This is a genomic window from Candidatus Atribacteria bacterium (assembly GCA_011056645.1).
Taxonomy (GTDB): domain Bacteria; phylum Atribacterota; class Phoenicimicrobiia; order Phoenicimicrobiales; family Phoenicimicrobiaceae; genus Sediminicultor; species Sediminicultor quartus.
Genome location: DSEL01000170.1, coordinates 1 through 11,343 on the forward strand (window position 1 = coordinate 1; position 11,343 = coordinate 11,343).

At 34.5% G+C, this 11,343-nt stretch carries 9 protein-coding genes; all 9 read right to left on the reverse strand.

The window, feature by feature from the left end:
- Positions 1 to 1,206, reverse strand: a 1,206-nt coding sequence (murA, locus tag ENO17_07445; GenBank protein ID HER24863.1) for a UDP-N-acetylglucosamine 1-carboxyvinyltransferase, incomplete at its 3' end; no start/stop codon positions are given.
- A 154-nt stretch (positions 1,207 to 1,360) separates the two neighbouring features.
- Positions 1,361 to 2,395 (reverse strand): S-methyl-5-thioribose-1-phosphate isomerase, encoded by a 1,035-nt coding sequence (gene mtnA, locus ENO17_07450; protein HER24864.1) that lies wholly within the window; start codon positions 2,393 to 2,395, stop codon positions 1,361 to 1,363.
- A gap of 31 nt (positions 2,396 to 2,426) precedes the next feature.
- Positions 2,427 to 2,792, reverse strand: coding sequence for a ligand-binding protein SH3 (locus tag ENO17_07455; GenBank protein HER24865.1), 366 nt, complete (start codon positions 2,790 to 2,792; stop codon positions 2,427 to 2,429).
- Positions 2,793 to 2,877: 85 nt separating this feature from the next.
- A complete protein-coding gene (locus ENO17_07460) occupies positions 2,878 to 3,702 on the reverse strand; it encodes a purine-nucleoside phosphorylase (protein HER24866.1) in 825 nt (274 codons plus the stop codon).
- A 130-nt stretch (positions 3,703 to 3,832) separates the two neighbouring features.
- Complete coding sequence (gene xerD / locus ENO17_07465) at positions 3,833 to 4,732, reverse strand: site-specific tyrosine recombinase XerD (protein HER24867.1); 900 nt, start codon at positions 4,730 to 4,732, stop codon at positions 3,833 to 3,835.
- A 71-nt stretch (positions 4,733 to 4,803) separates the two neighbouring features.
- Positions 4,804 to 6,294, reverse strand: a complete 1,491-nt coding sequence (locus tag ENO17_07470; GenBank protein HER24868.1) for a DUF3048 domain-containing protein — start codon at positions 6,292 to 6,294, stop codon at positions 4,804 to 4,806.
- A 210-nt stretch (positions 6,295 to 6,504) separates the two neighbouring features.
- Positions 6,505 to 6,915, reverse strand: coding sequence for a biopolymer transporter ExbD (locus ENO17_07475; GenBank protein HER24869.1), 411 nt, complete (start codon positions 6,913 to 6,915; stop codon positions 6,505 to 6,507).
- Positions 6,893 to 7,570 (reverse strand): MotA/TolQ/ExbB proton channel family protein, encoded by a 678-nt coding sequence (locus ENO17_07480; GenBank protein ID HER24870.1) that lies wholly within the window; start codon positions 7,568 to 7,570, stop codon positions 6,893 to 6,895. Before ENO17_07480 ends, ENO17_07475 begins: the two co-directional genes overlap by 23 nt.
- A 40-nt stretch (positions 7,571 to 7,610) precedes the next feature.
- The gene (locus tag ENO17_07485; GenBank protein ID HER24871.1) at positions 7,611 to 11,252 is read right to left on the reverse strand and encodes a tetratricopeptide repeat protein; all 3,642 of its coding nucleotides are present in this window, start codon (positions 11,250 to 11,252) and stop codon (positions 7,611 to 7,613) included.
- Positions 11,253 to 11,343: the final 91 nt, after the last annotated feature.

Here is an 11,343-nt window from a genome sequence, read left to right on the forward strand (position 1 = left end):
CACATATCCTCTATCTAAATGATATATTCTACTTAATTCGGTAGTACCTTCCGCTACTAAACCAGCCAATACCAAAGCGGCTCCACCTCTTAAATCTGAAGCCATTACCGGAGCAGCACTTAACTTTTTTACTCCTTTAACAATAGCGCTATGCCCTTCCACTTTAATATCTGCTCCCATCCTGATCATATCACCGGTATGAACAAATCTTTTCTCAAATACTGTCTCCGTAATGACACTGGTACCTTTGGCCACACAGGCTAAAGCCATAAATTGGGGTTGCATATCGGTGGGAAATCCAGGAAAAGGTAAGGTCTTAATATCAACTGCTTTAACTCTTTCTGGTCCTATTACTTTAATAAAATCCTTTTCTAACTCTATTTGTACTCCTGCTTCTTCTAATTTTACTATCAATGGTTTTAATAAGATGGGATCAGACTCCTTGATTAAAACATCTCCACAGGTAATAGCAGCTGCTATCATATAAGTACCCGCCTCAATGCGATCAGGAATAATGGCATAATCAATCCCATGTAATTCTTTTACTCCTTTTATTTTAATTAAATCAGTTCCTAATCCTTTAACTTTTGCCCCCATTTTATTCAAAAAATGACCCAATTCCACTACTTCAGGGTCTTTGGCTGCATTTTCAATAGTAGTAGTCCCTTCCGCTAAACAGGCTGCCATCATTATATTTTCAGTCGCTCCCAGACTAGGGAAATCCAGGTATATTTCGTTACCTTTTAAGGCATTAACTTTTGCTTCAATATAACCTTTTTCCACTTCTACTTGAGCACCTAAAGCCTCAAATCCTTTTAAATGGTAATCAACTGGACGAGCACCAATAGCACAACCACCCGGTAAAGATATCTTAGCTCTTTTTAAGCGAGCCAGTAGTGGCCCCATTACCAAAATAGAAGCCCTCATCATTTTTACCAATTCATAAGGTGCCTCATAATTATTAAAATTATCCGAATCAATATAAAGGCTGTTTTCTTCTTTCCATTCTACATTGACCCCTAATTTCCTTATAACCTCAGACATAGTCTCAACATCGGTAAGATGAGGAACATTTCTTAAAATACATACATCTTTTGTCAATAAGGTTGCAGCCATAATAGATAAAGATGAATTTTTCGCCCCATCAATTTTTACTGTACCATGTAATCTATTTCCTCCGGAAATAATTAGCTTTTCTGGATCCAATTTTATCCTCCTTTTTAAAAAAAGTATTTAGTAAAAATAAAAGAGCAAAACCTAAAATGTATCTCATGTTATTTTAAAACGGTGTGCCATGTTATAAAAATAACTGGTAAACTGTTTTTAATTTGATTTTTTATTCTTTCTTCTGTGCAATATACTATATATTAACGACTGTTTTAATATTTTTTTCAAAAGGTTTTCGAATAATCCCCTTTTCAGTAATAATCCCCTCTATATAGTCGTGAGGCGTAAGATCAAAAGCCGGATTAAATGCCCTTACTCCTAAGGGAGTTATCTGTTTACCTAATATTTGCGTTACTTCTTTCGGATCTCTCTCTTCGATGGGAATCTTCTTCCCGGATTTTATCGATAAATCAATAGTAGATATCGGAGCAGCAATGTAAAAAGGAACATTATTTTCTCGGGCTAAAACAGACAAAGAATAAGTTCCGATTTTATTTACCACATCACCGTTTCGAGCAATGCGATCTGCTCCTACAATGATTATATTTACCCTTTTCTGAAACATTAAAAATCCAGCCATATTATCAGTGATAAGGGTAAAGGGAATTTTTTCCTGCATTAATTCCCAGGTGGTAAGCCTTGCTCCCTGTAATACGGGTCTGGTTTCATCAACATATATATGTATCTTCTTTCCTTCTTTGAAGGCAGTACGAATCACTCCCAATGCAGTACCATGACCTACAGTTGCCAGAGCACCGGCGTTACAGTGAGTAAGAATATTGTCGCCATCCTGAATGATTGAAGCTCCGTATTTTCCTATTCTTTTATTTATCTCTATATCTTCTCGGGCAATATTTTGGGCTTCCTGTAAGATTATATCTTTTAATCTTAATAAATCAAGCTCTTTTTTTATATTAATTAAATTCATCATTCTCTCTAAAGCCCAAAATAGATTTACTGCGGTAGGCCGAGTGAGGCTCAGGTAATGTTTTGCTTTTTCCATATCTTGGATAAATTCTACAAAAGTATTAGCTTCGGAAGAATAAGCAGCAAGCGCCATACCAAAGGCAGCAGCTACCCCAATAGCAGGAGCACCTCTTACTTTCATCTTCTTGATAGCATCCGCTACTTCCTGGTAAGTGGAACAATTAATTACTTCGTATTTTAAAGGAAGTTTTCTCTGGTCGATTAAAAATAATTTTCCTTCTTTCCATTCAATGGTTTTCATTTTCCCTCTCTTCTATATGCCAAATACTATTTCAAACAAAACTAATCACTCCCAAGCTGGCTAAGGAAACGATTATCCCGGATATCATAACTCCTCCCACTATGCTAGGAAAGGCATAGAAAAACCTTATGCCAAAGATAAATGCAGCTACTGAGCCTGTCCAGGCACCGGTTACAGGTAGAGGAATAGCTACGAAAAGTAATAGAAATAGTGCTCCGTATTTTTCGAACTTTTCCTGGGTATTTCTACGCGTTCTTTTAAAAAGCCATTTAAAAAAAATATCAAAATAATAAAAGCGACTCAAATACTCTGAAAAAGGTTTTAAAAATAACAATAGGAAAATTGCCGGAAGTATATTCCCTAATACTGCATATATATAAGCCCAAAAAACCGGCATTTTATAAATAGTTAGCGCTATTGGAATAGCTCCTCTCAATTCGGTAAGTGGCAAAGCGGATAGAAGAGCTACTCTTAAACCATCACTAATCAATTTTCTCGATTACCTTCTTTATAAGTTTAGTCATAATCGGTTCAGCATCCGAGGCGGTTTTTAAAATTTCCTCCAGCTTAGTTTTTACGATCACCCCATCTATGGCTAAATCAGTGATACAGGAAATTCCCAATACCTTCATTCCCATATGATTAGCTACTATTACCTCTGGTACTGTAGACATCCCTACTGCATCTGCGCCTATGCTTATCAGAAATCTATATTCAGCTGGTGTCTCTAGGGTAGGGCCGGATAAACCCGCGTATACTCCTTCTTGTAATCTTATTTTTTCTTTTAAGGCTACCTTTTTGGTTAACTCAATAAGTTCTCGGTTATAAGCTTCGGACATGTCGGGAAATCGTGGTCCCAATTCTTCGTCATTCGAGCCAATTAAAGGATTATCTCCAAATAGATTTATATGGTCATTAATCAACATTAAGTCACCTCTCTTGAAGAAACGGTTCATTCCGCCTGCTGCATTGGAAATAATTATGATATTCGCCCCTAATTTTTTCATCACCCTTACCGGAAAGGTGACTTCTTTTAGATTATAACCTTCATAATAATGAAATCTACCCTGCATGGCCACTACTTCATTATTACCCAACTTTCCTAAAACCAGGTTACCGCTATGGCTTTGAACTGTAGCTAGGGGAAAGTTGGGAATCTCACTATAAGCAATAATTTCTTTTTCTTTAATCTCTTCTGCCAGCCTTCCTAATCCCGTGCCTAATATAATGGCAATTTTTGGTTTTATCTTACTCTTTTGATTAATAAACTCTACACTTTCTATGATTTTTCTTTTTAAATCTTTCATCTCTATTATTCCCTTTCCTCGCAATGATGGAAATTATAATTCCCTGTTACTCTTTTATTATATTCTGAATTATGGCTCCTATTTTCTTTCTTCTTTTTCCCTGTTTTTCTTGTCTTCACTATATACTATTTTACGTTCTAGGAAAGGCTCTATAATATTCTTCGCTAACCCATTTTCTACTTACATGAGTATAAATTTGGGTAGTGGAAATATCTGAGTGTCCTAACATCTCTTGCACTGACCGGAGATCTGCTCCATGTTCTAATAAATGGGTAGCCAAAGTATGTCTTAAGGTATGGGGAGTAACTTTCTTTTTTATCTTTGCCTTTTGAGCATATAGTTTTACCAAATAGAATATTCCTTGTCGAGAAAGTCTTCCTCCCCGACTATTTAAAAATAAAGTGTCCTCTTCCGGATTTTTTACTAATTTCGGTCTGACTTGATTCAAATATAAATTTAAAGAGTGATAAGCTTTTTTCCCAAAAGGTATAATTCGCTCTTTAGATCCTTTCCCTATACATTTCAACATATAATTTTCCATATTTAGATCATTAATTTTTAAATATATCAGTTCGGATACCCTAAGACCGGTAGCGTAAAATAATTCCAAAACAGCCTGGTCTCTTAATCCTAATTTATCTTTAAAATTAGCCTCATCTAATAAAAGATCTATCTCTCTCGAACTTAAGACATGAGGAAGTTTTTTACTCACTTTAGGGAATTCGATCAAACTAGTGATGTCTTCCTTGATCATATTTTCCGTTAATAAAAAACGATATAACATCTTCACTGCTACTAAATTTCGGGAAATTGAATTAATCTCTAAATTTTTTCCTCTTAAATGAACAAAATAATTATTGATCAATACTTTGTCAGTCTGATTAAAGGAATTTATTTTTCTCTTTCTTAAAAAACCAATATACTTTAGAAGATCATATCTATAAGAAGTGATAGTATTTTGAGACAAACCTCTTTCCATCGACAGATAATCTAAAAAACATTCTAAAGTTTCCTCTAATTGTTTCACCATACTTCCCACCTGCTTATTACCATGAATAGATAATCTAAGTAAGCTGTTGCTACTCTGCAAAAAACGGTCTTTTAATATTCCAGAATAAGATCCAGTGGTACAATTTGAATCCAAACATTTCCCGGAATCAAAGCTATTCTATTCCCGTCTTTATCTAAAAATATAGTCCTTGCTCTTAGATCAGGCTTTTCCCAAGTAATTTCTGAGGATTGACCTTTAATAAATAATAATCCTTTCCCCTTACCAACGAAATCTACGGCCAGCCTTCCCTCTTCATCAATAATTTTGGTTCCGGCATATTGAACGATAACATTATCTACTGCTATTTGTTCTTTAGTTTTAGCATCTATATGAGGCTCTCCATTCATAAATCTTATATATTTCATTGTCTCAGGTAGATATTGATAACTAACCGTATAATTTCTGTTATAAGGAATAACTATAGAATTATTTTTTCTGCCGCTTAATTTTTCATCCCTACTGATTTCAAATTGGTATTCTTGCTTTTTTATCATCTCAATATAGCCCAATTTATTAGCTTCTTTTCTCAATTTACTGGTAGAGGCATATAAATTATGTGGTGGTTTTCGGTCTGTAGATCTCCAGAAAGGTTGAAAATCTACAAACTCATTGATATCATCTATATTCTCTTCTTTTATAAAATTATAGGCTTCCTCACTCCCGCCTACATGGATATAAATCGCCTGATGCTCTAAGGATTTACTGACAAAATAAGGTCTTGCGCTTCTTATCGGTCCAACTTCTTCTGCTTCCTGATCATAATAAATGGCTAAAAATCTGGTGATTCCCCCTTCTGCTAAAACTTCATAGACAATATTAGCTTTATCCAAACCACTTTGAGGTCTGGCTCCTTCTGAATTTTCTATCATAATCGCAAGAGGCCTACTCCCAAAAGGAGATTCTTTTTCTTTTACTTCCGGCAGGGTAGTAATTTCTCCCGGATTTACCACAGTACCATAAGTAGCTTCGATATTTTCTTCTTCCTTTTCGCCTAAATTCACTTTAAGTTGTGACTCACCCGGTTCAAATATCTCCCCCTTAACTTCTTTCCTACTGGTAATAGTCTGCTTAAAATATTCAGTAGCAACACTTATATCCTCTCCTAAAGTATCTTTAGCTTGAGTTGGAGGAATTATTTCCACTGGTGTAGTTTCAATTTCAGGAGTTTTTACTTCTACTCTTGGTGCTCCTTCTCTTAACTCTTCCTTGCTGACTACTTTTGTTTCGGTTATTTCTTCTTTTAACTTGGGTGGTTCGGGGGAAACCGGTGCAGCTTTTGGTTTAACTTCCAGTTGAGCAACGGGTTTTTTCTCAGTAATCTCCGGTTTTTTTGATTCCGGTTGTTCCGGTGCAGGAATTTCCACCAGACTTACCAGGGTAAGCTCTTTTTCTGGTAAAGGTCTGCTAAAATCAAAGGCGATCATATTCCCGAAAACAAATAACAAGACAATATTAAGGATGATAGAAATTAAAAACGATCTCCCTAAAAAGCTCTTTTTATTCTGTTTTAAACGCTTGGTTCTATATCTGTTGATGGGCATTTTTTATTATCTGTACCTCGTCATTAATTTACCGATTCTCCAATTCACTAATTGGCCAATTCACCAATTTACCAATTTACCGATTCGCCAATTAATTTAATCTACCAATCTTCCGGTCTGCCAATCTGCCGGTCAAGAAAGCATAAAAGCTTTGTGGTATTTTGTAGGGGACGGATTCATCCGCCCCGATTTATATGGATACTGTTTTTCTTATTTCTCCTCCGCGGGTTGAGTGGCAATAGCAATTTTTTCCGCTCCTCCCTTTTTCAGTAAATCCATTACTCTAATTACCTTTCCATGGAGTACATTTTTATCCGCTTCTAAAACCACTATTTTTTCGGGCTCTCCCTTTAACTCTGTCGCTACACTCTCAGTAAGCTTTAAAGGATCTATTAATTTTCCATTAAGGTAAATGGTGTTATTTTCAGTAATGCTTACAATAACATTTTCTGATGATTTAGCCGCTGCAAAATCCCCGCTGGGTAAATTTACTTGTACTCTGTTTTCTAAATTAACAAAAGTAGTAGTTAACATAAAAAATATCAATAAAAGAAAAACCACATCAATCAAAGGAGTGAGATCAAAACGCGCGGTCTTTTTATTCTGGTGAGGAAATTTCATAATCTACTTCACCGCCCCGATTAAGGCTATCCCCCATAATTTCACCATTATTTTCTTGATAAGTAAGAAGATCTATTAGTTCAACACAATTTACTTCCATTTCTCTTATCAATTTGTCCACTCGGTGAGATAAATAATTATAGATCACAATGGTCGGTATAGCTATAGATAACCCAAAGGCTGTAGTAAGCAGCGCTTCAGAAATTCCTCCTGCTAGTGCTTCCGGTTTACCTACCCCCAAAATTGCTATTACATTGAAAGCTTTAACCATACCAAAAACAGTTCCTAAAAGCCCTAACAATGGAGTGATATTACCGATAGTGGAAAGTGTAGACAAATTTCTCTCTAATACAGGAATTTCCTGGTTCGCGCTATCTTCTACCGCCTCTTTCATCTCGTCACGTCCCTTTCCAAATTTCATTAATCCAGCCAACATAATCTTTGAAATGGGAGTAGGGCTTTTACGACAGGCAGAAATAGCTAATTCAATGCTTCCCTTTTTCACCAAATTTTTAACCCGTAAAACAAATTTTTTGCTTTTAGTTTTAATACTTTTTAAATAAAACATTCGCTCAAAAAAAATAGTCATTGCAATCAACGAACAAAGAAAGATGGGATACATTAAGAATCCACCTTTTTCGAATACTTCTAACATTAAATATTTGCCCCCTCTTTTTTTATAGTTAACTAATTATCTACTCATTTATCTTTTGTAGAACTTCCACTCTTTCCTGGCTTTTTCCTGCATACGGACTTTGAGGATAGGTAGAAATTAAATTCTTATAATCATAAATGGCTTTTTCCTGATTTTCTAACTTTTCCCAGCAAATTGCCTTGATATACAGAATATCGTCACTATATTCCAAACTGGGATAATCTTTTAAATATTGTTCTCCTGTTTGAATGGCTTTTTCATATTCATCTTTTTTAAAATAAGAAAGGCATAAGCCGTACAAAGCCTCTGATAAAAATAAGTTATCAGGATATTCTCTTACCAGTCTATTTAAATTGATGATGCTGTCCATCCAATCCTCTTCCTGTAAATAGATCTGACTTAATAAATACATAGCTTCTATTCTAAAACTACTATTGGCGAAAGAATTGATAAATTTTCCCAATTCTGTCTTAGCCATAGTCTTGTCTCCTGAAAGATAATAATTCTTGCCCACTCGAAATTGTGCTTCCTCGATGAATTTACTCTCAGGATAAAGGTTCATAAGTTTTTTGAATTCTTCAGTCGATAAGGAATAATCTTTATTCTCTAGATAAGTCCAGGCAATTGCATATTGGGCATTAACTGAAAAATCTCCCTTTGGATACATTTCGATATATTTTTGGTATGCTTCTCTGGCTTTCTGATAATCTTCCAGATTATACCATGATTCTGCTACCATAAACTTTGCTCTTTGTGCTAAATATAAATTTTCTTCATCTTCTTCCACCTGGTTAAAATATTCTATCGCTTGTTTATAATCCAATAATTTAAAATAACTCCACCCTATCCAATAATAGCATTCCGAGAGCAAAGGCGACTGGGGAAAAAATTGAATTATTTTTCTAAATTCTTCAATAGCTTCTTTATCTCTCTTCTGATTATAATAATAATTACCTAATCTAAAATATGCTTCCTGAGAAAAAATGCTCTCGGGATATTTCTTTATTAATTCTTCAAAGGCTATAATTTCCCCTTCTTGGTCCCCTAATTCTTGTGACGCCTTTCCTCTTAAATAGAGTGCTTCATCATGGGAGGCCTTTTCTAATTCCGATAAGGCTAATTTATATTTTTTTAAGTCATAAAGATTCTTACCCAATTCGAAATGTACTGAATTAATAAGTTCACTCTTCGGATATTTCTCAATAAACTCTTGAAATTCAACAATGGATTTTTCCTTATTGCCTTGACGGGAATAAGTTAAAGCTAAATCAAAACTTACTTTTTCCAATAAGGAATCGTCTATTACGAGTTGTTTTAAGCTTTCCAAATTCTCAATTGTTTGAGGGTATTCTTTTAAATTAAGCCGGCAACGAGCTAGCAAATATTGGGCTTCCCTTTTCCTTTTATCATCTATTTTCATTTCTGCAATTAAGCCCTCTAATTGTACTTTTGCTGCTTCATATTTATTTTCTTTAAATAAACTTAAAGCGCTATAATATTTCACTTCAGAAGCTAATTCAAAGGTTGGAAAGAGAAATAATAATTTATCAAAAAACTCTTCTGCTTCTTTATATTTTCCCGACCTGAAGAAAGCCTGAGCTAACAAATAATACACTTCTGCTGTTTCTTGACCTTTATATTCAATGTATTTTTCCAAAAATTCCCGGTACACTTTAATGGTACCTTCATAATTATTCGTCAGAAAATAGGATTTGCCCAATTTATGCCTTGCCTGTAAGGCTAAATTACTATCGGGGAAATCATTTAATAGTTTTGAAAACCTCTTGGCTGCCGCTTCATATTCTTCCAATAAATAATAAGACCAACCGCTGCCATAGAGGGCATCATCGGTATACTCGTTCATCTCCGAATCGGTTACTACTCTTTCATACTCTACCTGGGCTGATCGATATTCCTTCAGTTGGAAATAACACTCGGCCAATAAATAACGGGCTTGGGGATAATCACTTTTTATATCCAGAGCTTTTTTTATTTCTTCTAAAGCCACTTTATAATCCTTTAAGGAATAAAATTCATAACCTAATTTATAATATTCCATGGCCTTTTCTTCCTCGCCGATGACCTTTAACTCGGTCGTCTTCTTTCTTTCTTCACGATATTCCTCCATCTGATTAAGTTGATAATATGCTCGGGAAAGAAACTGACGGGCTTTTTCAAATTCAGGATTATAATCTAAAGATCGGTTAAATTCCTCGATCGCTTTATCATATTCACCTTTTATATAATAATCGTAACCGGCGTTAAAATACTTTAAAGTATCTACTCCGTATTTTTTCTCTTCCAGACAATTATTTAGAAAATGCCGGGCTGTATTATCGAAAGAATCTATTCTAATAACTTCTTCCCATTGAAAAATAGAGTTATCCAAATCTCCTATCTCGTAATAACTTAAAGCCAGATAGTAATGCGGTTCCTTAAAATCAGGATTCGCAAAAATAGAAGATTTAAAATAAGTTATCGCTTCTTTAAAATTACCATTTTTATAAGATAGATAACCTTTTTCGTAGTTTTCATAAGCTGACCGGCCATATTTTTTCGACTGCTCGTTCTTTTTAATAAACCAGGAAATCTCTTTATTTTGGGGATCTATCCTTAAAACTTCCTCACATTGATCAAGAGAAAGGCCTATCTCGCCTTTATCAAAATAAATTTGTACCAAATGGAGTCGGGGCTCTAATAAATCAGGATCATATTTTGTAGAAGAAATAAAATATTTAATTGCTTGTTCTTGTTCGCCTTTAGAATAAAAGGAATATCCTAATCGAAAATAAGCCTGAGCAGCTTTTTTGTAAATATCCTTACTTTTCAATTGATTATCTTCTACCAGTTGGATAAAACTATTTAAACTATTTACCTCTCTAATAGTCCAATGGGTTCGGTTATAAATCTCCGCTAAAAGGTAATAAGCTTCAGCAAACTTAGGGTCTGCTGTTATCGCCTTTTCCCCATATTCTATAGCTTCAGCCCATAGTTTTTTACTAGGGTAATCAATACCTCCATATTCCGCAATAGCTTTATTCATTAAGTCAAGAGATTTATTATAATTACTTAGGGCATCAAGAGAAGTAGTAGGCATTTCTGGCAATTCTGTCTTCTCTTGCAGAGATATTTCAACATCCAACTCTTTTAAGATAAATTGAATTAATTTATCTTTTAAGTTAGCAATATCTGTCACCCCCACGATGATATCTCTAAAAGCAGTAATCTCTCCGGTAGAGTTATCGTACTTTTTGAGACTCAAATTTAGGTTTGAGGGGGGAGAAAGGTAGAAATCACCAAAAAATATAACTTCAGCATCCAGATTCTGATTAAACTGCACCAAGAGAGATTTTTCTATCTCAGCTGAAATGGGTAATAACTCATAGTTATAGTACAGATCCTCTATCTCCTGACGAGAAGAACAGACGAGAGTATCACTTCGAGAAAGATCATCTATCAACATAGTGGTTAAACCTGTGCTTAACCAATCCCAGCTTGTTTGCTCGGTATGATTGTTAAAATATAAAATACTTACCTTTCTTTCAGAAGCTTGAACAATCTGTAGGTTATAAAAAAAACTAATCATTATTGCAAAAACAATAATGATGTAAAAATGCCTTTTTAATGGATATTTTTCTTTTAAAAACCCATTTTTTAAATAATTATTAGTTATTTCAGTCATTAATTCACCTTTGCTTTAATTGCCTAATAAAACTACTCGTTAGCTAGTAAATTGGTTGATTGGTTAATTAATTAAAAAACAAATAATATAC